The sequence below is a fragment of the Corallococcus sp. CA054B genome (assembly GCF_003611625.1).
Classification (GTDB): Bacteria; Myxococcota; Myxococcia; order Myxococcales; family Myxococcaceae; genus Corallococcus; species Corallococcus coralloides.
Window position 1 is genome coordinate 1 of record NZ_RAVY01000085.1, and the last position, 24,193, is coordinate 24,193.

General features: G+C 71.0%; 17 protein-coding genes. 6 read left to right on the forward strand and 11 right to left on the reverse strand.

The genetic code is table 11. The features are described 5' to 3' along the window. Positions 1–13 precede the first annotated feature (13 nt). Entirely contained in the window at positions 14–484 is a 471-nt protein-coding gene (locus tag D7V80_RS20985) for a PaaI family thioesterase (protein WP_120589840.1), read from the reverse strand. 143 nt (positions 485–627) lie between these two features. Between D7V80_RS20985 and D7V80_RS20990 the strand changes: the two genes are divergently transcribed. The 4 genes from D7V80_RS20990 (at position 628) to D7V80_RS21005 (ending at position 7,440) form a co-directional block, all read left to right on the forward strand. Continuing rightward, positions 628–2,952: an ATP-dependent helicase gene (locus D7V80_RS20990; RefSeq protein ID WP_370452515.1), complete on the forward strand. Its 2,325-nt coding sequence runs from the start codon at positions 628–630 to the stop codon at positions 2,950–2,952. Positions 2,953–3,134: 182 nt separating this feature from the next. Next, positions 3,135–4,778 carry a DUF1592 domain-containing protein gene (locus tag D7V80_RS20995; RefSeq protein WP_233585579.1) on the forward strand — a complete coding sequence of 548 codons (1,644 nt, stop codon included), beginning with the start codon at positions 3,135–3,137 and terminating at the stop codon, positions 4,776–4,778. Next, positions 4,775–6,202, forward strand: a complete 1,428-nt coding sequence (locus D7V80_RS21000) for a DUF1552 domain-containing protein (RefSeq protein WP_120589842.1) — start codon at positions 4,775–4,777, stop codon at positions 6,200–6,202. The genes D7V80_RS20995 and D7V80_RS21000 overlap by 4 nt, the downstream gene beginning before the upstream one ends. 62 nt (positions 6,203–6,264) lie before the next feature. Then, entirely contained in the window at positions 6,265–7,440 is a 1,176-nt protein-coding gene (locus D7V80_RS21005; protein WP_120589843.1) for a lytic polysaccharide monooxygenase, read from the forward strand. Here the strand turns inward: D7V80_RS21005 and D7V80_RS21010 are convergent. The 5 genes from D7V80_RS21010 to D7V80_RS21030 all read right to left on the reverse strand — a co-directional run bounded on the left by D7V80_RS21010 (position 7,432) and on the right by D7V80_RS21030 (position 17,666). After that, positions 7,432–10,281 carry a carboxypeptidase-like regulatory domain-containing protein gene (locus D7V80_RS21010; protein WP_147447165.1) on the reverse strand — a complete coding sequence of 950 codons (2,850 nt, stop codon included), beginning with the start codon at positions 10,279–10,281 and terminating at the stop codon, positions 7,432–7,434. The two genes, D7V80_RS21005 and D7V80_RS21010, sit on opposite strands and share 9 nt — an antisense overlap. Positions 10,282–10,430: 149 nt before the next feature. Further along, a complete protein-coding gene (locus D7V80_RS21015; RefSeq protein WP_158616671.1) occupies positions 10,431–13,475 on the reverse strand; it encodes a carboxypeptidase-like regulatory domain-containing protein in 3,045 nt (1,014 codons plus the stop codon). 250 nt (positions 13,476–13,725) lie between these two features. After that, on the reverse strand, positions 13,726–16,431 hold the full coding sequence (locus D7V80_RS21020; protein ID WP_120589846.1) for a carboxypeptidase-like regulatory domain-containing protein: 2,706 nt from the start codon (positions 16,429–16,431) through the stop codon (positions 13,726–13,728). Positions 16,432–16,455: 24 nt separating this feature from the next. Then, on the reverse strand, positions 16,456–16,842 hold the full coding sequence (locus tag D7V80_RS21025) for a hypothetical protein (RefSeq protein WP_120589847.1): 387 nt from the start codon (positions 16,840–16,842) through the stop codon (positions 16,456–16,458). Continuing rightward, the gene (locus D7V80_RS21030; protein ID WP_233585581.1) at positions 16,839–17,666 is read right to left on the reverse strand and encodes a TIGR02587 family membrane protein; all 828 of its coding nucleotides are present in this window, start codon (positions 17,664–17,666) and stop codon (positions 16,839–16,841) included. Before D7V80_RS21030 ends, D7V80_RS21025 begins: the two co-directional genes overlap by 4 nt. Before the next feature lie 168 nt (positions 17,667–17,834). On the opposite strand from D7V80_RS21030, the gene purU reads away from it, so the two are divergent. Continuing rightward, the gene (gene purU, locus D7V80_RS21035; RefSeq protein WP_120589849.1) at positions 17,835–18,698 is read left to right on the forward strand and encodes a formyltetrahydrofolate deformylase; all 864 of its coding nucleotides are present in this window, start codon (positions 17,835–17,837) and stop codon (positions 18,696–18,698) included. Here the strand turns inward: purU and D7V80_RS21040 are convergent. The 5 genes from D7V80_RS21040 to D7V80_RS21060 form a co-directional block, all read right to left on the reverse strand. Beyond that, a complete protein-coding gene (locus D7V80_RS21040; RefSeq protein ID WP_199738771.1) occupies positions 18,667–19,914 on the reverse strand; it encodes a hypothetical protein in 1,248 nt (415 codons plus the stop codon). The two genes, purU and D7V80_RS21040, sit on opposite strands and share 32 nt — an antisense overlap. Positions 19,915–19,937: 23 nt before the next feature. Next, complete coding sequence (locus D7V80_RS21045; protein WP_120589850.1) at positions 19,938–20,738, reverse strand: tol-pal system YbgF family protein; 801 nt, start codon at positions 20,736–20,738, stop codon at positions 19,938–19,940. Beyond that, a complete protein-coding gene (locus D7V80_RS21050; RefSeq protein ID WP_233585583.1) occupies positions 20,735–21,325 on the reverse strand; it encodes an RNA polymerase sigma factor in 591 nt (196 codons plus the stop codon). Before D7V80_RS21050 ends, D7V80_RS21045 begins: the two co-directional genes overlap by 4 nt. Before the next feature lie 44 nt (positions 21,326–21,369). Further along, a complete protein-coding gene (locus D7V80_RS21055; RefSeq protein ID WP_120589851.1) occupies positions 21,370–22,455 on the reverse strand; it encodes a hypothetical protein in 1,086 nt (361 codons plus the stop codon). Positions 22,456–22,573: 118 nt separating this feature from the next. Then, complete coding sequence (locus tag D7V80_RS21060) at positions 22,574–22,819, reverse strand: hypothetical protein (protein WP_120589852.1); 246 nt, start codon at positions 22,817–22,819, stop codon at positions 22,574–22,576. Positions 22,820–22,927: 108 nt separating this feature from the next. Between D7V80_RS21060 and D7V80_RS21065 the strand changes: the two genes are divergently transcribed. Continuing rightward, positions 22,928–24,190, forward strand: coding sequence for an MFS transporter (locus tag D7V80_RS21065; protein ID WP_120589853.1), 1,263 nt, complete (start codon positions 22,928–22,930; stop codon positions 24,188–24,190). Positions 24,191–24,193 lie beyond the last annotated feature (3 nt).

A 24,193-nucleotide genomic window follows, 5' to 3' on the forward strand; every position in this document is an offset into this window, starting at 1 on the left:
GGGTGGGGGAATGTCAGTTGGTGGCGGGGCTCTCGCCGGAGGCCCACTGCTGGTTGGAGACGCGCACGACGCCCTGGCAGCGGGCGCACACCCGGCCCTCGGCATCGATGATTTTCGCGGAGGCGAAGAGGGTGGACGCGCCGCCGTTGTCGATGACGGCCTCCACGTGGAAGCGGTCTCCGGTGACGGGGCGCTCGAAGCTCATGGACAGCTGGACGGTGGCGCAGCGGCGGGTGGTGTCCCGGAGTGCCGGCGTGCAGCCGATGGCGATGTCGAAGAGGGCCGCCAGCACGCCGCCGTTGACGGCGGAGCTGCCCAGGCCGCCCCGGTGGTGCGGCTGCACCTCCGGAAGCTCCACCACCACCTTGCGCCCTTCGGGGAAGGACATCCGGGCGCCGAAGTGGCGCAGGGTGAGGCTCTGGGTGAACAGCTCCGCGTAGCGGTCGAGCTGGGCCTGGGTCGGGGGGGACGGGGTGTCGGACATGGCAGGTGGGCCCTTTTATATCCCACGCTCATGCCCGTCCCGAGGGCGGGCGGCCCGGCGGGCGACAGGGCCTGCTGGAAGACCCGGCACCGTCGCGCGAAAGACGTTAGAAGACGGGGTTCTTCCCCCTGGTGGAACCCTCCGTGAACGCCCACGAAACCGCCCTCCTCGAAGACCTCAACCCGCCCCAGGCGGAAGCCGTGCTCCACGGCGACGGCCCCCTGCTCGTGCTGTCGGGCGCCGGCAGCGGCAAGACGCGCGTCATCACCCGCCGCGTGGCCCACCTGGTGAAGGTCCGCCGCGTCTTCCCGTGGCGCATCCTGGCCGTCACCTTCACCAACAAGGCCGCGCGCGAGATGCGTGAGCGCCTCACCCAGCTCCTGGGCGCGCAGGCCAACGACCTGGTGGTGAGCACGTTCCACTCGGCCGCGGCGATGATTCTGCGCCGCGAGGCGGAGGCCGCGGGCCTGACGCGGTCCTTCCTCATCTATGACGACGGCGACCAGCTCAACCTGGTGAAGCGCGCCATGCGCGACACGGGCGTGGAGTCCGCGATCTCTCCACGGGAGATCCTGCACCGCATCGACCAGGAGAAGAACGCCGCGCGGCTGCCGGATGACATGCGCGTGGAGGGGGGGGACATGCGCGGGCTGATCGCCCAGCGCGTGTACGCGGGCTACCAGAAGCTGCTGCGCGCGGCGAACGCGGTGGACTTCGGGGACCTGCTGCTGCTCCTCGTGAAGCTCTTCCGTGACCGGCCGGACGTGCTGGAGCGCTACCGCACGCGCTTCACGCACGTGCTGGTGGACGAGTTCCAGGACACCAACCCCGTGCAGTACGCGTTCCTGCGCCAGCTTGCCCCGCCGCCGTCCGCGAACCTGGTGGTGGTGGGCGACGACGACCAGTCTATCTACCGCTGGCGCGGCGCGGACGTGGACAACATCCTCCAGTTCCCCATGCAGTACCCGGGCGCCAAGGTGGTGAAGCTGGAGCAGAACTACCGCTCCGACCAGAACATCCTCACCGCCGCGCACGAGGTCATCTCCAAGAACCCGCGCCGCATGCAGAAGAAGCTCTGGAGCGAGCGGCCCAGGGGGGAGAACCTGGAGCTAATGCTTCACCGCGACGAGCGCGCGGAGGCTCAGGAGGTGGCCCGGCGCATCCTGGCCGTGCAGCGCGAGGGCCTCATCAAGTTCTCCAGCATGGCGGTGTTCTACCGGACCAACGCGCAGAGCCGCGTGCTGGAGGAGGCGCTGCGGCTGGCGCGCGTGCCGTACCAGCTGGTGAGCGGACGCAGCTTCTACGACCGCGCGGAGGTGCGAGACGCGTCCGCGTACCTGCGGCTGATGGCGAGTCCGAGCTCGGACATGGACCTGTTGCGCGTGCTCAACGTGCCGGCGCGCGGCATCGGTGACACGACCGAGGAGCGGCTGAGGGACTTCGCGAACGAGCAGGGACTGAGCCTCTTCGATGCCCTGGGCGAGCGCCACCGCATCCCCTCCCTTAACGCCACCGCGCAGAAGCGGCTGGGCGGCTTCCACCAGCTGATCCAATCACTGCACGCCTTCGCCCTCACGGCGAAGGACGCGGCGGGCCCGGTGGACCAGATGCTCAAGGAGTCGAAGCTGGTGGAGACGCTCGTCGCGGAAGGCAGCGACGAGGCGCTCACCCGGGCGGAGAACCTGAAGGAACTCCTGGGCGCGGCGCAGGAGTTCGACCTGAAGCGCGCGTCCGACATGGTGGCCTCCGCCCTGGCGGCGGAAGCGCGCGAGGAGGAGGCGCCGGAGGGCGTGGACTCCGCGCCGCTCACCGCGGACGTGCCACCGCTGCAGGCCTTCCTGGAGCAGATCAGCCTGGTGGGCGAGGCGGACGCGGAGGTGAGCGAGGGCCGCGTGGCGCTGATGACGCTGCACGCGGCCAAGGGCCTGGAGTTCGACGCCGTGTTCCTCACTGGCCTGGAGGACGGCGTCTTCCCGCACTCGCGCGCGCTCAAGGGCGACGATCCGGACAACGGCGAGGAGATGGCCGAGGAGCGGAGGCTCTGCTACGTGGGCTTCACCCGCGCGCGCAAGCGGCTCTTCGTGAGCCTGGCGCAGTGCCGCTCCCTCTTCGGCGAGCTCAAGTACAACCCGCCCAGCCGCTTCCTCGCGGACGTGCCGCAGGCGTTGTTCGGCTTCAAGGAGAACGACCTGCCGCCCCCGCCGCGCGCCGCCGCCATGCCGCAGCGCCGCCGCAACTGGGACGATGACGAGACGGGCCCGCGCGTGGACCGCAGCTATTCGCAGGCGTCGTCCGACATGGACGGCGTGGGCGGAGACGTGCGCGGCATGCGCGTGCGCCACGAACAGTTCGGCTCCGGCCGAATCGTCGCCGCGGAGGGCAGTGGCCCCAACGCCAAGGTCACCGTGGAGTTCGGCGGCAACGTGGGCCTCAAGCGCGTCATCGCGCGCTTCCTCATCCCGGGCTGAGCTCCCGGAAGATCCGGTGCCGGCGGCGGTTTCCAGTATTCGTGTGGGAGGCCGCCTGGCCGTCCAGGGTGCGGATTGACTTCCTGACGTATCCCCAGTGGGATGACCTCCAACGAACGGAGGCGCTTCCCCCCATGGCGCTACGTCAACGACGGTGGACTTCCGCGCTGCTCGCGGGAACCTTGAGTTTCCTGACTGCCTGCGAAGGCCAGATTTCTGACGCGGCGAATCCGCGCAATCCTGGCCCTGGCGGGACGAACAATCCCCCTGCCGGTGTCGAGCAGCCGGCGCGTTCGACGCGCGTCGCGCGGCTGACGCATGCGCAGTGGCTGAGCACCGTGAAGGACCTGCTCAAGCTGGACGCGGCGCCCACGGCGCTGGCGCAGTCGTTCCGCGCGGACCCGTCCCAGAGCGGCTTCCTCTTCGACAACGACGCTCGCGCGCTGTCGGTGGACGAGGCGCTGTGGGGCGCGTACCAGCGCGCGGCGGCGGACCTGGCCGGGCAGGTGGCCACGGACGCGACGAAGCTGGGCAAGCTGTTGCCGGCGGGGAGCACCACGGACGAGGCGCGCGCGAAGGCGTTCGTGGAGTCCTTCGGCCTGCGCGCCCTGCGCCGCCCGCTGACCGCGGACGAGGTGGAGACGTACCTGAAGCTGTACCGCGAAGGCCCCAAGGCGTACCCGACGATGGCCGCGTTCCAGGGCGGACTGCGGCTGGTGCTGGAGGGCTTCCTCCAGTCGCCCCTGTTCCTCTACCGCGTGGAGCGCAGCACGCAGGCGGCGGACGGCAAGGTGCCGCTGGACGCGTTCGAGGTGGCGTCCCGCTTGAGCTACGCGCTCTGGAACTCCATGCCGGACGACGCGCTGTTCGCCGCCGCTCGCGAGGGCATGCTGGCGAAGCGCGAGGGCGTGGCCGCCGAGGCGCGCCGGATGATGGCGGACCCCCGGGCGCGCGGCGTGGTGGACGCCTACCACCAGGCCGTCTTCGACGTGCCCCGCTACGCGAACATCCGGCCCAACACCACGCGCTTCCCTAACGTCACCACGAAGCTGGCGGAGTCCGCGGCGAAGGAGAACGCGCTCTTCGTCCAGGACGTCGTCTTCGGGCGCAAGGGGCGCTTCGCGGACCTGCTCACGTCGCGCGACACCTTCGTCAACGACGAGCTGGCGCGCATCTACGGCCTCACCGGGAACTTCACCGCGGACTTCGTGCCGGTGACGCTGGACGGGGCGCAGCGCCGGGGCGTGCTCACGCAGGTGGGCTTCCTCGCGTCGCACGCGACGTCCATCGACCCGGACCCCATCCACCGCGGCGTGTTCCTGTCGGAGCACCTGCTGTGCCAGAAGATTGGCGCGCCGCCGGCCAACATCCCCGCGCTGCCCGCGCCCAACGGCCGCACCAACCGCGAGGTGGTGACGTCGCACACGGAGGCGCCCGGCACGGTGTGCGCGTCCTGCCACTCGACGCTCATCAACCCGCTGGGCTTCCCGTTCGAGAACTTCGACGCCGTGGGCGGCTACCGCACGACGGACAACGGGCACCCGGTGGACGCCTCGTCGGCGCCGGGCATTGGCGGACAGAAGGTGTCGGTGAAGGACGCGCTGGACCTGGCGGACGCGCTCGCGACCACGCAGGCGGTGCATGAGTGCTACGCGCGCCACTGGGTGGAGTTCCTGAGCGGACGCCCCTCGGTGGCGGAGGATGAGGCGCTGGTGGCGCGGCTGGGCAAGCTGTCGCAGTCCGGTCAGCTGCCCATCGTGGACCTGGTCGTCGAGGTCGTGACGGGCGTGGGCTTCGTGACTCGCCACCCGGAGGAGCTGCCGTGAAACTGAGCCGACGACGCGTGTTGCAGGGCCTGGGTGGCGTCATGCTGGGACTGCCGGTGCTGGAGGGGCTGATGCCCCGCAAGGCCCAGGCGGCGGATGCGAACGCGCTGCCCTTCGCCATCTTCCTGCGCCAGGCGGATGGCGTGGCCGCCGCGCAGAACACCTCCGAGCTGGGCAACGAGCCGGAGCGCTTCTGGCCGGAGCCGCTGGGCAACCTCTCCACCACGACGCTCGCGGGCAAGTCGCTGGTGGAGCTGGCGGACCACCGCGCGCGCCTGCTGGTGGTGCGCAACGTCAACATGAAGGACTACAACTACGGGGACGGCCACGCCCGTGGCGCGCTCCAGTGCCTCACCGCGCGGGGCCCCGCCGTGGAGGGCGTGGGCGGCGACTCCGAGGCGTCCGGCGAGTCGCTGGACCACCGCATCGGCCGAGAGCTGAACCCGCAGAAGCGCGACTCGCTCTACCTCTACGCGGGGCAGGCCGGCGGGTGGCTGGGCGGCCCCTGCATCTCCCACCGGGGCAGCGCTTCACGCCGGGCCGCGCTGCACGACCCGTGGGTGGCCTACCAGACCATGGTGGGGGGCCCCGGAGGCCTCTCGCCGGAGGCGCGCGAGCAGCTGCTGGTGCGCCAGAAGAGCCTCAACGACCTGGTGTCGGGCCAGCTGAAGGCGCTCCAGTCGCGGCCGGAGCTGAGCGGCACGGACCGGCAGCGCCTGGACCTGCACCTGTCCAACGTGCGCGACCTGGAGGTGGCGCTCAGCTGCCGCGCCCGCGCGGACGAGGAGCTGCGGCTCCAGCAGCAGGCGCCCGGCTACAACAGCACGGACGGCGACGAGGTGCTGGCCACGGTGCGGCTGCACATGGACATCGCGGTGCTGGCGGTGGCGTGCGGCACCACGCGCTCGGTGGCCATCCAGGTGGGCAACGGCAACGACAGCGCCACGCGCTACCGCGACCCCACGACGGGGCAGCTGATGGAGAACTTCCACTACATCTCCCATCGCCGCTCTTCACACGACGCGTCGGGCGGCATCATCGCCGGGTCGGACGTGCTGCACTCGCGCGTGGACGCGCAGTTCGCGCAGACCTTCAACTACCTGTTGGATCAGCTGGCGGCGTACACCCTGCCGGACGGCAAGAAGCTGGTCGACCAGGGCGTGTCCGTCTGGTTCAACGACCTGGGCAACGGGCCGGCGCACTCGGCGCGCCACATCCCGTTCATCCTGGCGGGCAGCTGCAACGGCTACCTCAAGCAGGGCGTGGCGGTGACGGCGGCGGGCGGCAACAGCAGCCCCAACCTCAACAAGATGCTCAACACGATTGGCGCCGCGGTGGGCCTGAAGAACGCGGCCGGCGGGCCGCTGGATGACTTCGGCGACCCCACGCTGCCCAAGGGCCTGCTGACGGAGCTGCTGGCCTGAGCAGCCGTTGACCCGATTTGCCGGGGCCCTTCCTCCTTTGTTTCCGAACAGAGGAGGAAGGGATGTTCCCAGCAATCCGCAAGGCCTTCACCGCGTCGCTCGCTTTCGTCTCCCTGCTGTCCGCCGGTCCGGCGGCGGCGCACGGCTCCATGGAAGTGCCGCTGAGCCGCGTCTATGGATGTTTCAAGGAAGGGCCGGAGAGCCCCAGGTCCGCCGCGTGCAAGGCCGTGGTGCAGACCGGCGGGACGCAGGCGCTCTATGACTGGAACGGCGTCCGGCAGGGCGCCGCCAACGGGCGTCACCGCGAAATCATCCCCGACGGCAAGCTGTGCAGCGCCGCCAATGAGAGCCACAAGGGCCTGGACCTGGCGCGCACGGACTGGCCGTCCACGCTGATCACCCCGGACGGCAACGGCCGCTTCGAGTTCGTCTTCCACGCCACCGCGGTGCACGCCACGGGCTACTTCCAGCTCTTCGTGACGAAGGAGGGCTACAACCCCGCGCTGCCCCTGAAGTGGTCGGACCTGGAGGCGACGCCGTTCTGCAACGTCACCAACGTGTCCGCGGTGAACAACCGCTACCGGCTCAACTGCCCGTTCCCGGCGAGCCGGACGGGCGCGCACGTCATCTACGCCATCTGGCAGCGCGCCGACAGCCCGGAGGCCTTCTACGCCTGCACGGACGTGAAGTTCAGCGACACGCCGCCCCCGCCGGTGTCGTGGAAGGAATTGGGCCAGGTGCAGGCGCGCGAGGACCTGCCCAAGTCGAGCAAGGTGACGTTCCGCCTCTTTGACAGCGCGGGCCGCGACGCCGAGTCGTATCCGCTGACGCTCGATGCGGCCACGCCCGCGGCGACGTGGATGTACCGGCTGGCGCAGCAGGTGAACGCGGGGTCCAGCCGCGTGCAGGTGGGCGTGCTCCAGACGACGGGCAGCGTGACGCCGGTGCAGGACGCGCAGGGCAACCGCGTGTACGCGAAGGAGACGGGCTACTCGTTCCAGGTGGACATCGAGAAGCCTTCCACCGGCGGATCCGCGCAGTACAAGTACCCGGCGGGCATCGACAGCTACACGGCGGGCACGCTGGTGGAGGGCACGGACGGGCTCATCTACCGCTGCAAGCCCTTCCCGTACTCCGGCTGGTGCAAGGGCGCGGCGTCGCACTACGCGCCGGGTACGGGCATGGCCTGGCAGGACGCGTGGGAGCGCGCCAACCAGGCCCGCGGCGCTTCAAGGTGAGCTTGCCTCCACGGTGAAGGTCACCTCGCCCCGGGGGGGAATCAGCACCTTCCGGGGCGTGAAGCGGGGCCCTTCGTACGGGTCTGCCGCGCGGGCATCCAGCAGGTACTCGCCGGGTTCGACGCCTCGGAGGACGAGGGTGCCCCCCGGGGCGAAGTCCTGGTAGCGGGGCATGGGATAGGCCCCCAGTTGCTTCAGCGAGACGAGCGCGGGCAGGGGCGTGCCGTTCGTGTCCCGGGCCAGGAGCCGCACCGTCGCGGCGCGGTCCAGGGCCACGGTGAGCGTGTCCACGCGGGCTGTCACCTGCTGCTCGAAGGGACGCGTGTTCCGGCTCTGGAGCGCCAGGGTGAAGGGCGGGGGCGGCAGCTGCGACAGGGTGTAGACGCCGTCGCGAAGGGGGACGTTCCGGGGATGCGACCTCGCGCGGGCGATGTCGGAGTCTCCTGGCCTGGTGAGGGTCGCCCGGAAGGATTCCAGCTGGGACAGGGCTTCGCCGGTCTCCGCGTCGTGGACCGCGAGCCGCAGCGTCCAGCCAGGGTCGAGCGTCAGCACGCCCAGGTCCAGGTCCACGCCCTCCGACAGCGTCACGGCGCGCTCCAGCGGCATGAAGCCACGTGCTTCCACGGTCAGGGTCGCCGGGCCCGCCATGCCGAAGGGAAGCTCGAACGCACCGTCCGGCCACTCGTCGGGCTGGGCGGAGTTGTAGAGGTCCGCGCCCTTCACCTGGAATGAGGTGACGGCCTGTCCTCCCGGTGCCACGACGCGGCCCCGAATGCGTCCGTCGCGCTCCAGCACGAGCTGGAGGGGCGCCTCGCTGGAGTCCACCCAGAGGCCATCCTTCTCCGCGATGGGCTCGCCGCCCTGGGAGCGCCCGGGGCGGAAGGTGTAGCCCGGCAGGTGGGCCCACACGGCGTAGCGGGGGGCCACGAGCCCGCGCAGGGTGAAGCGTCCGTCCGGGCCCGTGCGGAGTCCGGAAGGTCCGCTGTCATAGACGGTGCGCCATTCGGATGAAGCGTCCTCGTCGAGGTCCGCGGTGATGACGACGTCCGCGAGCGGCTGTCCCGCCCCATCCACCGCGATGCCGGAGCGCTCGTGACCGGGTTCCATGCGCAGGGACACGTTCCGGTGTTCACGCGCCTGGAACGTGATGGGCTGGGACACGGATGCGTCCATCAGGTCTCCGCGGACGATGGCGCCCAGGAGGTACGTGCCCGGGGCAATCCCTTGCAGATGGAAGCGGCCCTGCTCGTCCGTCAGGGTCTGACGCGGCTCTTCGTAGGGCGCGTCCTCCTGCGCCTCCGTCTCCAACGACACGGTAGCTCCCCGCAACGGCAGCCCTTGTGGATCAGTGACGGTGCCGGACACGGAGGCGCCCCGGTCCAGCACCACGACGACATCCCGCGAGGGGATGTTCACCGCGATGGATTGGCGCTGGAAGGACGGATCCTCCACGGACAGCTCTCCTGTCCCTGCGCGCTGCACGTCCAGGATGAAGTGCCCGGTGGCGTCCGAGCGCCGGGCGCCGCCAGCGTCGATGGTGTCCCCATCGCCCAGGCGACTCCCTGACAGCGACAGGAGGATGCCCTCGACGGGAGCGCCCGACGTATCGACGACGCGGCCCTCCACGCTCTTCGCGCGCTTGAGGGTGAAGTCCAGGGGCGCCATGCCCTGCTGGAGCTTCTGCGCATGCAGCTCCACGTCCAGGTGATGGGGCGCGAGGATCCGGAACGTATGCGGCCCGGGACGCGTGGGGCCCAGCTGGTATCGGCCCCCCGCGTCCGTCACGGTGGTCGCCTCGGCGGCGACGGGACCGCCGTCCTCGCGGTAGGTCTCCACGCGCGCGTTCGGGATGGGGTGGCCTGCGTCGTCGCGCACCGTGCCCGTGACGAACACACCGGGCTGGAGCCGCAGTTCCACGTGCTCCAGGGGCGGCGTCACATCCAGCGTGGCGAACGCGCCTCCGGACTCCGCGGTGAGTTGGTGGAGGACGGCGGGCGCGTTGAACCGGAAGCGCCCCTCGCCATCGGTGGTGGTGCGCTGGGTGGAAGCCGTCGCGGTGTCACCGTCGAGGTGCACCAGGATGCCCGGCACCGGCGCGCCGTCCACGGAGAGGACCTGTCCTGAGAGCGAGAGCGCACGCGCGAGCACCACGGGCTGCATGTCGGTGAGCGATTCGATCTCCGGCTTGAACCACGGGGCCCGGCCCTCCGCGGTGACGAAGGCGGCGTAGTCACCCTGGGGCAGGGGACCCACGATGAAGCGGCCCTCGGCGTCGGTGGTCGCGTCGAAGAAGCGCGTGTGCCAGCGGGAGACGAGCGTCACCCTCGCGTCGGGGATGGGGGTCTTGCGGTCCGTGTCCGTGACGGTCCCCTCGAAGAGGACGCCCTGCTCCAGCGTCAGCACCACGTCGTTCGAGCCCACCGCCGCGCCCCCCTGCGACACCGCGCCCGTGTCGCCCAGGGCCCAGAGCGTGACGAGGCCCTCGGGCAGTCCCTCCAGCACGAAGCGGCCCTCCGCGTCCGTGGCCGCCTCCGCGAACACGGGGGCCTCGCCATCGCGGGCCTCCACGGACTCCCACTGCATGCGTTCGGAGTCGAAGCTGCACGTGCCGCTCTTGAGGGCCGGAGCCCGCGCGTCGTCCTGGCCGGAAGGATTGGGACAGGGCCGCTCCGACAGCGTGACCCCAGGCTCCACGCGGGACGCGGAGACGCGCACGCCCGCGGCCGGGCCGGAGGCCCCCAGCACGCGGCCCGTGATGCGCGCGGTGCCCGCGGGGCTTGGTGGCGTGGTCATCCGTGTCGCCCGCGCCGCCGGCTTCGTCGCGGACGACACCGGGGTCACGGGCGAGTCCTTCGCGGAGGAAGGCGCCTCGGTGTTCCACAGGAGGAAGGCAAGGAGCGCGACGGCAGCCAGCGCGATGCCTCCCAGCCAAGGCTTCAGTCCCCCAGGTCCGCCATTCCCCATGCGCGGCAGGATAGCGGGCCCCCGCGTCAGGGCGCGAGAGGCCTCCACACCGGCTTCACGTCGCGGGACAGTGTGCCTTCGGCGGGCACGTCCAGCTCTTCGCGATGGATGCGGTCCTTGTCTCGCGTGCTCGCGATGACGGTGTAGTGGCCCTTGGGAACGCGGCGGAACGTGACGGACGGGCCGGTCCATTCCGCCACGGGATGCTGCTGGAGGAACAGGTGTTCGAAGGCCCTGGGGCTGTCGGGGAAGGGCGCCTGACCGGGCAACAGCAACGCGAGGTCGACCTCCGGCGGCAGCCGCAGCGTGACGGTGGTGCCGGTGCCCAGCTCGTCGAAGGTGACGCGGACTTCTCCGGAGGGAGGGACCTGCACGGTGCGGGGCGGGAAGAGGGTTTGGCTGGTGATCTCCATCAGCCAGGCATTCACCGTGTAGCGCCCTGGGGGAATGGCCCGGAGGGTGAACTCTCCGGAGGCGAGACTGCGTGGAAGTGTCAGGCCGTCGGAGCGCGTGAAGACGAGCTCGGCACCCAGCGGCTGGCCCCGCGCGTCGCGGACGTAGCCCGTCACGCGGGCGCCGGAGTCGAGTGAGAGCGTGAGGCTGTCTTCCGCTTCGCCCACGGTCACCCGTGCCGGCAGGTGGAACTGGGTGTCCACCTCGAGCGTGAACGCGGTAGGGGGCAGGTGCTCCAGCAGCAGCGAGCCATCTTTGCGCGGCACCGCTCCGGTGGCGGGCGGGTAGGGCGGGCCACCCGCGACGCCCTCTCCATGGATCCGATAGCCGATGGCGATGGTGGCCCACTGTCCGGAGTCATCGCGCACGCGTCCGGTGAACGGCTCGCCCGTCGCGGCGTCACGCAGGAACACCTGCACCGTCCGCCCCCGCGTCAGCGTGAGCGTGCCCACGTCCACGTCGCCATCTCCGTCCGGGGTGACGGAGCGGTCCACCGGCGCGTAGCCCCTGGCGCGCACCACGAACCGCTGGGGGCCGGTGGCCTTGGGCAGGGGCTGGTCGAAGCGCCCTTGCGGATCCTCATACCGGCGACCGTTCACCTCGAAGAGCTCCAGCTTCGCGCCGTCCTCCGCCACCACCCGGCCGCGCACATGCGGGATGCGCCGCAACACCAGCCGGACCTCCGCCGTGTCCCTGCCCACGATGGCGGTCGCGTACTTGCCCGCGCGGACACCCTGGGACAGGGCGCCGTCGATGCGGTGCTCCGCCAGCGTCGCGCGGAGCGTGTAGCGGGCCGCGCTCAACGAGCGCAGGGTGAAGCGGCCTTCGGCATCCGTGCGAACGCCCTCCGGAATCCTTCCTTTCGATTGGGCACTGCGATAGCGGGGCCGGTCCGCGTCCAGCAGCTCCGCGCGGATGCTGACGCCGGGCAGGGGCCGGCCCTGGAGATTCACGACGGTGCCTTGCAGGGTCCGGCCTTCCTCCAGCCGCAGCGTGACGGGCGGCGCTTCCCCTGTCTGGACCTCCAGCGGCTGGGAGGCATGGACGTCCACGGCCTGTCTCGCGAGGGTCGCCTCGGCCACATAGCTTCCGGGAGGAACGCCCTGGAGCGTGACCTGTCCCAGGGCATCCGTGACGCCAGCGTGGTGGGACTCGCCGCGCGCATCCTGCTTCCACAGCTCCACCCTGGCGCCGCGCACCGGGGCGCCCGCCGCGCTCAGGACGGTGATGGGCACGCGAGCCCCCCGGCGCAGCACCAGGCGTACGTCCCGCGATGGACGCTCGACCGTGACGTGTTGGGGGACGAAGGCCTCGTCGGAGACGCTCAGCCACGCGGGCCCCGCCTCGTCCGAGTCCAGGATGAAGCGCCCCGCTTCGTCCGTCACGGTGGACTCCAGTGAGACGTCGGCGATGACGGAGGTCGCCGAACCGGGATGGAGGAAGACCTCGCGCCCCGCGAGCGGCTGGCCCGCCTCGTCGACGAGGATGCCCTCCACGGAGAGGGCGCGCGGCAGGGTGAAGTCGAGCGTCTCCTCCACCTCACCGAGTTCGTAATGTTCCGGCTCATCGTCGATGTAGTGCTCCGCGCGGACCGCCACGAAGTGTGGCAGCCGGAAGAGCGGGCCCAGCCGGTAATGCCCCTGCGCATCCGTGACGGTCTGCCCGCGCGGGGAGGGCGTGTTCGCATCGTCGAGATCCGCCATGACCCGTGCGCCGGGAATCGGGCGTCCGTTCTCATCGCTGACGTGGCCCTGGAGGACCATGCCGGGCCCGAGCGTGAGGACGATGTCTTCGCGGGGCCCCGTCCTGAGATGGGCCAGACCGTCACGCGCCGCCGTCTCCGCGAAGAGCTGACCGGGCACGTCTTCGACGGAAGGGAAGGAGAAGCGTCCCTGCGCATCCGTGAGCGCGGTGCGCGACTCGGGCGCGGCGCTGGGCTTGTACAGCCGGACGGAGACGCCGGGCGCGGGGGCTCCCTGCTGCGTCACCACCATGCCCGCGTACTTCGCGGGGCGGTCCAGGATGAAGGTGTCCTCTTCCAGAGGCTCCACCCGCATGCGCAGGTTGGGGCCGCGGCCGGAGGCCGTGACGAGGATGCCGTAGTCGGCCGGAGGCACGGGCCCGATGCGGTAGCGTCCATCCGCGCCGCTGGCCGCGGGGAAGAAGTGCGTGTGTTCGTGGGAGAAGACGGTGATGCGCGCGCCCGCGATGGGCTTGGTTCCCGCCGGTCCTTCCAGGACGATGCCCCCGAAGAAGGAACCTTCATCGAGCACGAGGACCACGTCCTGCTGGCCCCTCGTCACGTCCGGGCGCATCGCCACGTTCTGGCCGCTGGTGGCGTGGAGGGTGACGGTTCCGTCGGGAAGCCCGTCCAGGACGAAGGTGCCGTCCTCCGCGCTGGTGGTCTCCGCGACGGTGAGGGCTTCTCCTTCGCGCTGGTCGACCTGATCCACCAGTTCGTCGAAGGCTTCGTCCCAGCACTGCCTCAGCCGGCGCGTTGGTTCAGCGGGTGCGTCCTCGGAGGGAGGACAGGAGCGCTCCGACAGCGTGACCCCGGGCTCCACGCGCGAAGCGGACACGCGCACGCCCGCGACGGGGCCCCGTGCATCGCGCACCATGCCGGTGATGCGTGGACTCCCAGTGGATGGAGTGGAGGAGGGTCCAGCGCTGAAGCCAGTGAGAAACCCGGACGCAGGGGTCGACCCGCGAGCCGCGGGCCCTGGCGCACGCCCGCGTTCGTGCCGGATGAAGAAGGCCAGGAGCAGCAGGCCGACGATGCCCGCCAAGGCGAGCCATGCTCCACGATTCCCCCTGCGCATGCGCCGCGTCTCCCGAAGTGCGTAGGCGCAGGATAGCCGCCTGGCTGGCTCAGCGGTTCGTTTCGGGCATCAGCACCGTGACGGTCTCCTGGGTCGCATCCAGGACCCCGTTCGTTTCTCCCTGCTCCGGCCCTCCGTACATGCTGACGGAGAAGGTGGCGGACTCGAAGGGCACCCCCTCCACCTCCACGCTTCCTTCCACGTCGAGGATCCCGAAATAGAATGTACTTCCGCGGACGCCAGGCCGAGGTGCGTCCGCGTTCGTGTGGATGGCGACCTTGAGGCCCGCAAGCGGCGCGCGGGTCGCTTCACTCAAGACGATGAAGCGCACCGTGCGGCTCCGGGTCATCCACAGCGTGCCCAGGTCGATGTCCGTTCCAGGGCTCACGACGAACTTCCGCTGGAGTTCGAAGAAGCCCTTCGCGCTCACCAGGAGGCCCCCGGGGCCATCGTCTGGCAGTGGGAGATCGAACGTCCCGTCCGGAGCATGCACCCAGGCGCTGCGTTCGAAGACCTTGCAGGGCAGCGGTGTCCCGTCATCGCTCACGACCTGTCCCCGCACGCGGGGTCTTCGCTCCAGGACCAACCGGATGTCTCCCTGCCCCATGGTGACGAGCAGGGCGGTGCTGTCAGGCGTTCCTCCCTGCGAGCGCGAGGGCGCGAAGGCATGGCCGTCCTTCCAGGCGATGAGCTGGTAGGCCGGGGCGGTCAGGTGCTTGAAGACGAAGCGGCCATCCGGTCCGGAGAGGACGCCGCGCTCTCCCGTGACGGAGCAGTCGGGGGCGTGGGTCTGCCACGCGGGCACGTCCTCCAGAAGGAGGCAGGCCTGGACGCGCACGCCGGACATCGGCTGTCCATCGCCGCCGACCGTCATCCCCTGCAGCGTGCGTCCCTCCTCGAAGCGCACGGACACGGTGGCCTGCGTTCCCGCCTCCAGGTCCACGGGCTGCGACGCGGTGTGCTCGATGCCGGGCGTCCGCAGCCGGGCCTCCAGGACGTAGTGGCCTGCCTCCAGTCCTCCCAGCGAGAAGGCGCCCCGTGGGTCCACGGTCGTGTGGTGGGGATCTCCGCTCAGCGGTTCGGTGTTCCAGAGCCGGACGTCCACGTTGCTCACGGGACGTCCTGTCGCATCCATCACCGTGCCGGACACGGAAGCCCCCCGGTTCATCACCACCCGGACGCCTGTCGACGGGACCTCCACGGGGAGCTTCACGGCAAGGAACCCCCGGGCCGTGACGGACAGCTGGCCGGGGCCTTCATGCGTGCTGTCCACGGTGAAGTGGCCTGACTCGTCCGACGTGTCGCTCTGGTCGTCGACGGCGGACAGGTCCCAGACGCGCTTCGGAAGTTCGCGCGTCATGGTGATCCGCACCTGGGCGCCCGCGAGCGGCACGCCTTCCGTGTCGACCACCTGGCCTTCAACGGACGGAACCCGCGTGAGCGTGAAGTCCCAGGGGCCCGCATGGGGATCTCCCAGGGTGAGCCTCTCCAGCCGGTCGGCGTAATGCGCCAGCATCAGCCTGAGGTCGACCCTGCGATCCAGCAATGGACCCAGACGGTAATGGCCTGCCGCATCCGTCAGCACCTCGGGAACAGGTTGTCCCCCCAGGTGGTGGCCCTTCACGCGCAGGCGCACGCCCGCGAGCGGCCTGCGCTGCTCGTCCCTCACGGTCCCCTCCATGAACCTGGTGGGCTCCATCCGGAGGACCACCTTTTCGGGAGGCGTCCCCAAGGCCTGTCCATGGGCGGTCTCATCCCCGGTCCGGGTCCAGAGCTCGTGGGGAAGGGCGGGGACGTCCTCGAAGGCGAACCGGCCCTGGCCATCACTCCGGGTGGTCGAGGTTTCACCCTCTCCCTCGGAGAGCGCCAGATGGACGTCCAGGCCGCTCGCGGGAAGGCCCTCGGGCGTCAGCACCACGCCTTCGAGCCGGTGCTTCCGTTGCAGCACGAGCGTCACGTCCACGTCGGCATCGAGCCAGACGTCCTCGCGGAAGGCCTGGGTCTGGTACCCCTGCACGCTCGCGACCCGCAGGTAGCGGCCCGCGGGCAGGGGCCCGACGCGGAAGCGCCCCCGGGCGTCCGCGAGCGCATCGAAGAAGCGGGTCCCGGCTTCGTGGATCAGCGTCACCCGCGCGCCGGGAATGGGAGCCCGAGTGAACTCCTCGACCACTCCGCCGGAGAGGAAGACGCCGTCGTCCATCGTCAGCGTCACGTCGTCCCTGCCGGCCGGGATGTCCGGCTGCACGGCCGCGCCCGTGTCACCCAGCGCCCAGAGGGTGAACGTGCCGGAGGGCAGGCCCTCGAGCACGAACGCTCCGTCTTCCTCCGTCACCGTCTGGGCAAGCACGGGCGCTTCACCCTCGCGAGCCTCCACCCGGCGCGCGTATTCCAGCGCCATCTCCTGGAAGCAGCAGTCCCCCTGCCGCATCCGCTGTGGGGAGTGTTCATGGCGCGGGTGCGTCGGCGGACAGGGGCGCTCCGACAGCGTGTCCGCGTCCACGCGGGACGCGGACACCTGCACGCCCGCGAGGGGACCGCGCGCATCGCGCACGACGCCGCTAATGCGCAGCGAGCCTTCCGCATGCGGAGCCAGGAGCGGGGCGAAGCGCGCTCTCGCGTGCGCTGCCTCCGCATCGCGGGCATGCGGATTCGAGGAGGAGTCGTGGCCTCGCGGCTCCCGGAAGGACACCACGGCCACGCCCAGCCCGAGGACGAGCACGGCGGCCCACCACCACCACGTCTTCCTGGCGCGCATTCCTGGCCAGGATAGCAGCGGGCGTCAGGGCGTGGCGAAGCCCACCGCGTGCGCCTCCACGCCCTCAGGGGAAGGCTCCTGCCGGAAGGCGACCCAGGCCTCGCGCTGGGAGTGGCGCGGCACGTACGCCAGCACGAACTCCGCCTCCTCCTTCGGCTCGCGGCCGCCTCGCAGCGACACGCGCACGTGGACCTCCTCCGCCGCCGAGTCGCCGTGGTTCGTCACCGTGACGGGCACCCGCCACTCCTTCGCGTTCGCGGCGGCCACCGGCGTGCCCACCTGCACGGTCAGGTCCGGCGGGCCGCTGCCCGTCGTCCACGCGTCCACCGCCAGGTAGCCCATGACCAGCGCCACGAGCACACAGCTCGCGATGAAGACGACGCCCTCCAGCCAGTTCCAATGGGTCTTCATGATTGGATGAGCAATCTCCCCGCGGAAGCTCCCAGCGTCGACGCCAGCGCCAGCACCACCACCTGTGCCACGCAGACGCTCAGGCCGTTGCCGGTGAACCGGCCGAAGAACCACAGCACCAGCGCGCTCGACAGCAGCGCGATGGCGTAGGTGACGAACGTGCCCGCGAACACGTCCCGGCGCAGACGGCGGCGCGTGAAGCGGTGCGCGCGGGTGAAGTCGCTCTGGAAGAGGATGAGCCCGCCCAGCAGCAGCGACAGCACGGCGATCCCCAGCAGGCACCAGGGCCGCGTCTCCACGGCGATCATCACGACCTCCTCCGTGGGCGCCACGTTGGCCGCGAACAGCACCGCGCCGCAGAACGAGATGACCAGCTGGCCGGGGACGTGGTCCGCGGACTCCAGCCGCTTCTTGTCCTCTTCCTCGTTCTCCTCGCGGTGCTGGCCGCCCAGCTGCGCGGTGCCCACCGACACGCCGATGGCCACCGTGCCGGCCTCCACCACCACCATGCCCACTGCTTCTTGAAGGGATGTTCCCTGGCCGATGCGGCCGATGAGCACGAGCACCCCCAGCGACACGAGCAGCCCCAGCCCCAGCTCCTCCATCGAGTCGGTGAAGACGTCGAGCCAGTACACGTCCCTGCGGAAGCCGCCGTAGCGGTTGTAGCCGAGCAGCAGCACGTACGTGGCCACCAGGTAGCCCAGCACGTTGCCCGGATGGGACGTGAAGCCCGCCCACCACACCTCCATCGTGTAGAGCAGCGGCAGGCTGAAGAGCAGTCCTCCCGCGATGCCCCGGCCGTATTCGCGCAGGGAGTCCGACACCGGTCGTCGGCGGCGTTGGGACGCGTTGGCTGAAAGACCGTCGGCCATCTCAGGTCAGAGTCTAGGTTCGCTTCCTGGAGAGGGAAGTGTCCCTCGCATGGCACCGGACACTCCCCGCCGTGCCCGGGGACGAGCCTCCACCCGCCAGGGCTATATTCGCCGCCGTCCATGACCGAGCGTCCCGCCCAGTACATCCTCACGCTGTCGTGCCCGGATCAGCGCGGCATCGTCCACGCCGTCTCCGGCTGGCTCGCCGAGCACGGCTGCAACATCCTCGACAGCGCCCAGTACGGCGACCCGCAGACGCGGCTGTTCTTCATGCGCGTGCACTTCGCGGATGAGGAGGGGAAGGCGCAGCCCGCGGCGCTGCGCGAGGCCTTCGGTGCGCTCGCGGGGCGCTTCTCCATGGAGTGGAAGCTGCACGACGCGGCGGAGAAGCCCCGCGTGCTGCTGATGGTCTCGAAGATCGGCCACTGCCTGAACGACCTGCTGTATCGCTACCGCAGCGGCATCCTGCCGGTGGAGATCCCGGCCATCGTGTCCAACCACCGGGACTTCTACCAGCTGGCCGCGTCCCACGACATTCCGTTCCACCACCTGCCGGTGACGCCGGAGAACAAGGAACGGCAGGAGGCGCGCCTGCTGGAACTGGTGCGCGAGCAGCGCGTGGACCTGGTGGTGCTCGCCCGGTACATGCAGATCCTCTCCGGCGGGACGTGCGATGCGCTGCGCGGGCGGCTCATCAACATCCACCACTCGTTCCTGCCCAGCTTCAAGGGGGCTCGGCCGTATCAGCAGGCCTACGACCGGGGCGTGAAGCTGATTGGCGCGACGGCCCACTTCGTCACGGGCGACCTGGACGAGGGGCCCATCATCGAACAGGACGTGGAGCGCGTGGACCACACGCTGTCGCCCGAGGCCCTGACGGCGATCGGGCGCGACGTGGAGAGCGTGGTGCTGGGCCGCGCGGTGACGTGGTTCGTGCAGCACCGCATCCTGCTCAACGGCCACAAGACCGTCGTGTTCCGCTGAGCTGGCCGGCGGGGCACGCGGCGCCCGCGCCGAGCACGTCCGCGTCGTGGTGCACCTGCACCGCGCCGGACGACTCCAGGTGGCGCACGAACAGCGAGCCGAAGACCTCCGCGTTGCCGCTCAGGTTGAGCTGGGCCTGGGGCGCGTAGAGGTTGCCCGCGAGCGTGCTGCCCGCGGAGATGTCCAGCGCCTGCGAGCCCGCCACGTAGACGCGCACCCGCGAGGGCAGGGCGGCGGAGCCCAGCGTGAGGTCGCCGGACACGATGAAGCCCCCCGCCAGGAAGAGGTCCAGCTCACCGGGAGGCTGCACGTCCACGGTGAGCGCTTCCTTCAGGTCCACGCCGCCGGGGATGAACAGCGCGGTGCGGCCCCGGATGCGCAGCGTGGCGTGGCCCGGCCCCGCGATGCGCGTCAGCAGGAAGCGGCCACAGGGCAGCTCCAGCACGCGCTCGCCGGTGACGTCCGTCAGCGTCGCCGGGTCCAGGCCGATGGCCGCGTTGTCGTTGTCCACGGTGTGATGGGCGATGAGCGCGGCGGGGTCGAAGCGGGAGCCCTCGTCACAGCCACAAGGGATGACCGGGGGCACGGGCTCACGGCGCAGCTCCGACGCCTGGGCTGGGCCCGGGGAGAACTCTGGAGGCACGGTGAGCACGCCGCCCACGGTGAGCCCGGCGAGCCCCACGTCCCCGTTCACCCGAGCGTCACCGGCCACGGTGGCGGAGGTGCCGGGGCCGGAGAGGGGACCGTTGCTGTCCAGCCCGCCGCCCACCGTGAGCGGGCTGCTGAGCTGGACGCCGCCCACCTGGAGCGAGCCGCCCACCGAGACGCGGTCGTTCGCGGACAGGACTCCATTCACGCCCACGTCACCGCCCGTGCCGCCGGGAGCGTAGGGGCCCGTGGAGCTTCGGAACGCATCCACGGTGAAGGGGGCGCTGAGGGACAGTCCCTCGCAGGAACACGCCGCGCGGCGGAACAGCGTCTGCGCCAGCTGGCCGCTGCACACCTGGGGGCCCGAGGCCGGATTCCCGAGCAGCAGTGGAGGTCCGCTGTCCGCGCAGTGCGCCGCCCATTCATCCGGAACGTCGGTCCCCGCGTCGGGCGAGCGCAGCGTGGCCACCGGATCATCCACCGTGCACGCGGCGCTCAGCAGCGCGCTCCAGAACACGAGCCCCGCGATGCGCAGCTTCACCGCGCCCGGCGCCGGAAGACGCCGCATGAACCGCCACGTCGGGCCGTGCCTCATGGCGGCGACAGCTCCCGGAGCCGCGCGCGCGACGCCGCGCTCAGCGGCGAGTCCGGATGCAGCGAGAGGAACTCTCCCAGCGCCCGGGCCTCCGCCGCCGCGTCGCCCAGGGCGCGGTGGGCTTCCGCCACGCCGTGGCGCGCCTCCGGATCCAACATGCCTCCGGGGTGCAGCCGCACCGCGTCCTGGTACTGGCGCAGGGCGCCTCGCGCGTCACCCAGGTGCTCCAGCCGCAGCGACCCCGATGCGACGCGCGCGACGTACGCGGCCAGCGACGACGGCTCCGCGCGGATGACGCGCAGGTACAGCCCTTCCGCGTCCGTCCACTTCCCCGCCGAACGGAGCGCGTTGGCCTGCCGCAGCAGGTCCTCCGGCTTCGACGACTCCTTCACCGTGATGCTCGGACGCAGCGGCCGGGGATGCTCGATGACGAAGGGCTCGGACGGCGCGGGCGGGGGGAGGGGCACCGGCTCCAGCGTGGCCACCTGCGTCGGCTCCGGCACGGCCGGCGTCAGCACCTGCGGGTGAGGCTGCACGGGCCGCGCATAGCGCCACGCGGCGGCGGCCGCGGCTCCGGTGAATACGAGCGCCGCGCCCGCCATCAACCACACGGGAGGCCGCCTGCGTCTTCGCGGAGGCTCCGGCGCCTGCTGGAGCGCCGCGTCCAAGGCCGCCTGGACCAGCGCGCTCGAACGCTGCCGGGACAGCCGCCGCGCGGGCCCACTGCCGTTGTCCAGGGGCCGCAGCAGGTCGTCCAGCGGCTCACCGTCACCGTCGTCGGGGGGGCGGGGGCTCATGACGACTCCCCCTCGGGCGCCTCGCCGTCCGAGGCCAGCGCGCGCAGGGCTGTGCGTCCCAGGCGCAGCCGGCTGCGCACGGTCTCGAAGGGGACGCCCAGCTCTGTCGAAATCTCCTGCACGCTCAATTCCAGGACATGGTGCAGCACCAGCGCGTGCCGCTGCTCCGTCGACAACCGGTCCAGTAACGTCACCAGGTGACGGCGGTGCAGATATTCGTCCGCCGGCGCTTCGTCGGACGGCACCGCCAACAACTCCACCGGGTCCCCACTGTAGCGGGCCTCGCGTCCGCGTGAACGCTTGAGCCACGCGAACGTGGTGCGCACCACCACCCGGTCCACCCAGCCGTGGAAACGCCCGTCGCCGCGATAGGTGGGCAGGCCCCGCACCAGCGCGATGAGCGACTCCTGGGCGATGTCCTCCACATCCGAGTCCCCCCGCACCAGGTAGCGCACCAGGTTGCGCACGCGCGGCAGCAGATCCAGGAGCAGGGCTTCGGTCGCGTCGCGCTGTCCCCGCATGGCCGCCGTCAGCCGGGCGTCCTCGCCACGGGGCGCGACGGTCGCATGTGAGCCCGAGCTCCTCATGCCCCTCAAGGAGAAGGGGCGCCGCCAGATCGGGTCATCGGTGCTCACGGAAAAATCACCATCCCCACTCCCAGTCGGGGGCGCACGGACGCACCGTCCTCCCGGAGCACGAAGCCACCCTCCGTCGCGTACCCCAGCCGGGGCCGTCCCAGGAGCACCTCGCCCGACAGCGCCGCCTCCAGTGCGAGCGCCGGCCCCACCCGCCACGCCACGCGCACCGCCGGTCCCACGACGAAGGCCGCGAGCAGCCGCGACGGCGTGGGTTCCACCTCCGGGGCCCGGGCCTCCGTGCGCCGCCAGAAGCCCGCGACGCCCGCGCCCAGGCCCACCGTGCCCTCCCACGCGCCCGCCTTCACGAAGGGCACGTCCGCCCACGCCAGCGCGGCGCCCTGCGTGAGGCGGATGTCCGCGGATGCGTCCCGCAGGTGCACCGGCAGCGCCGCCAGCACCTGCGCGCGAAGGCGCAGCACCCGGCCCGCCCAGCCCGCGCCCACGGACAGCCCCTGCTGTCCCCAGGAGTGATACCCGTCCAGCGCCGCGTGCACGCCCACCTGGACGAAGGCCCCGTCCCCTGGAGCCACCGGAGCCTCGACCCCTGGAGCCGGCGCGGCGGGGAGCGCAGGAGGCGCCACCACCACGGGAGATGGGGGAGGAGGCGCGACCACGTCACCCAGCGGTTCGCCCGCGTCCACCGCGCGCAGCGCCGAGCGCACCGCCAACGCCAGGGCCTCCGCGCCCACGGACCACGTCAGCGTCTCCGGTGCACCCTCCACCCGCGCGCTCCGCACGAACAGGTGGCCCGTGCGCGGAGCCGCCACCGACACCCGCAGCTCCGCTGCATCGCGCGTGAACCACAGCACCGCGCGAGCGTCCTTCCGTGAAGCCAGCCGCTCTGCCTCGTGCCACGCGCCACCAGGGCTCGCATCCATGGACGGCCCTGCCTCCGCTTCCAGGACCACCGGCAGGTCGCTGCTCTGCCCGCGCACCCGCTCCAGCAGTGCGCGGTCCTCGGAGGTGGCCACGCGCGCCACCGCCCGCCACGGCTCGGCCGCCCACGCGGGGCTCCACAGGCCCAGCACCAGGGCCAGCACCACCACGCGCTGCCTCGCCACGGCCTCCAACACGGACATGCAGTAAAACCTACCTTCCAGGGAATTCTACTGGAAGCACCGCGCCGTGTGGATTGCCTGTCACGCTCCGGTGGGGACGGCGGGAGGGCGGAGACCGCCCGCGCCCGTTACCCCGGACTCACCGGGTGGGCGGGCGCGAGGGAGGCGTCTGTGTTTGGGAAAGGCCCCTGGTTCCGCAGGGGAGATTGACGACGGCGTAGGGAGCAGGGCTGCTCATTTTGTAGAGCCTCCGCGTCTTGTTCTGGAGCTTGTACGGGTGCTTCCGGATCCGCTCGTGCAGTCCCTTGGCGATCGACAGGGCGTCCGCGTGCCCCTCGTCCTTGGGGTTGACCTTGAAGGGCACCAGCACGGCATGGGTGTACATGAAGCTCGCTGCCCGGGTTCACCTGTGGAATGCGTCCATCAGCCTGAACAAGAAACAGTAGGGTGGCAACATGCGGACTTCGACCTGGGTCATGGAGCCGTGCGCGCCATGAACCGCCTCCGGGAACTGCGCTCGGTCCTGAACCTCACCGTCCTCGTGGCGGGGCTCGGCTACTTCGTGGACCTCTTCGACATCACGCTCTTCGGCGTGGTGCGCGTCGCGTCGCTGAAGGACCTGGGCCTCACGGACCCTTCGGACATCTTCCAGAAGGGGCTGTTCATCTACAACGCGCAGATGGCGGGGATGATGGTGGGCGGCCTCTTCTGGGGCCTGCTCGGGGACAAGCGGGGACGGCTGTCCGTGATGTTCGGCTCCATCCTCCTGTACTCGGCGGCCAACCTGCTCAACCCCTTCGTCTGGGACGTGAACAGCTACGCCGCCTGCCGCTTCCTCGGAGGCCTGGGGCTCGCGGGAGAGCTGGGCGCGGCCATCACGCTGGTCGCCGAGTCCCTGCCCAAGGAGAAGCGCGGCCTGGGCACCACCGTCGTCGCCACGCTGGGCATGCTGGGCGTCGTCGTCGCGGCGCTCGTCGCGCAGCACCTGCACTGGAAGACGGCCTATGTGACGGGCGGCGTGCTGGGCCTGCTGCTGCTCTTCGCGCGCTTCAAGGTGTCCGAGTCCGCCCTCTTCACCCAGAAGGCCGGCCCGGAGAGGGGCAACCCGCTCCTGCTCCTCACGGGCGGCCGCTTCACGAAGTACCTGGGCTGCATCCTGGTGGGCGTGCCCATCTACTTCACCACCGGCATCCTCTTCGTCTTCGCTCCGGAACTCACGGCGGGCCTCCACGTGCAGGGCACGGTGACGGCCGGCAACGCCATCCTCTTCGGCAGCGTGGGCCTGACGCTGGGGGACCTGTCGTCCGGCTTGCTGAGCCAGTGGCTCCAGAGCCGCAAGCGCGCCGTGGGCTTCAGCCTGTGCGCCTGGTTCGCGCTGGTGCTCGTGTACGGGCTCATGCCGGGCCTCACCCCGACGCTCATCTACGCGCTGACCTTCCTCATTGGCCTGACCGTGGGCTACTGGGCGGTGCTCATCACCATGGCCGCCGAGCAGTTCGGCACCAACATCCGCGCCACCGTGGCCACGTCCGTGCCCAACTTCGTGCGCGGCTCCGCGGTGATTGCCGCCACCGCCTTCGGCCAGCTCAAGGGCTCCCTGGGCGTGGCGCACGCGGCGCTCGCCGTGGGCGCGGTGTGCTTCGTCCTGGCGCTCGTCGCACTGGCGCGGCTGGCGGAGACCTTCCACCGCGACCTGGACTACGTGGAGTCCACGAACCCAGCGAGCGCGGACGCGCCCACCGGCTCCGGAGCCTGAGCG

Excerpts from the sequence above, each read along its gene's own strand:
- D7V80_RS21065 (WP_120589853.1), top strand. The coding sequence starts at position 22,928 with ATGAACCGCCTCCGGGAACTGCGCTCGGTCCTGAACCTCACCGTCCTC.
- D7V80_RS20985 (WP_120589840.1), bottom strand. The coding sequence starts at position 484 with ATGTCCGACACCCCGTCCCCCCCGACCCAGGCCCAGCTCGACCGCTAC.
- D7V80_RS21020 (WP_120589846.1), bottom strand. The coding sequence starts at position 16,431 with ATGCGCGCCAGGAAGACGTGGTGGTGGTGGGCCGCCGTGCTCGTCCTC.
- D7V80_RS21060 (WP_120589852.1), bottom strand. The coding sequence starts at position 22,819 with ATGTACACCCATGCCGTGCTGGTGCCCTTCAAGGTCAACCCCAAGGAC.
- D7V80_RS21040 (WP_199738771.1), bottom strand. The coding sequence starts at position 19,914 with ATGCGGCGTCTTCCGGCGCCGGGCGCGGTGAAGCTGCGCATCGCGGGG.
- D7V80_RS21050 (WP_233585583.1), bottom strand. The coding sequence starts at position 21,325 with ATGAGGAGCTCGGGCTCACATGCGACCGTCGCGCCCCGTGGCGAGGAC.
- D7V80_RS21005 (WP_120589843.1), top strand. The coding sequence starts at position 6,265 with ATGTTCCCAGCAATCCGCAAGGCCTTCACCGCGTCGCTCGCTTTCGTC.
- D7V80_RS21025 (WP_120589847.1), bottom strand. The coding sequence starts at position 16,842 with ATGAAGACCCATTGGAACTGGCTGGAGGGCGTCGTCTTCATCGCGAGC.
- D7V80_RS21045 (WP_120589850.1), bottom strand. The coding sequence starts at position 20,738 with ATGAGCCCCCGCCCCCCCGACGACGGTGACGGTGAGCCGCTGGACGAC.
- D7V80_RS21015 (WP_158616671.1), bottom strand. The coding sequence starts at position 13,475 with ATGGTGCGCGATGCACGGGGCCCCGTCGCGGGCGTGCGCGTGTCCGCT.
- D7V80_RS21055 (WP_120589851.1), bottom strand. The coding sequence starts at position 22,455 with ATGTCCGTGTTGGAGGCCGTGGCGAGGCAGCGCGTGGTGGTGCTGGCC.
- purU (WP_120589849.1), top strand. The coding sequence starts at position 17,835 with ATGACCGAGCGTCCCGCCCAGTACATCCTCACGCTGTCGTGCCCGGAT.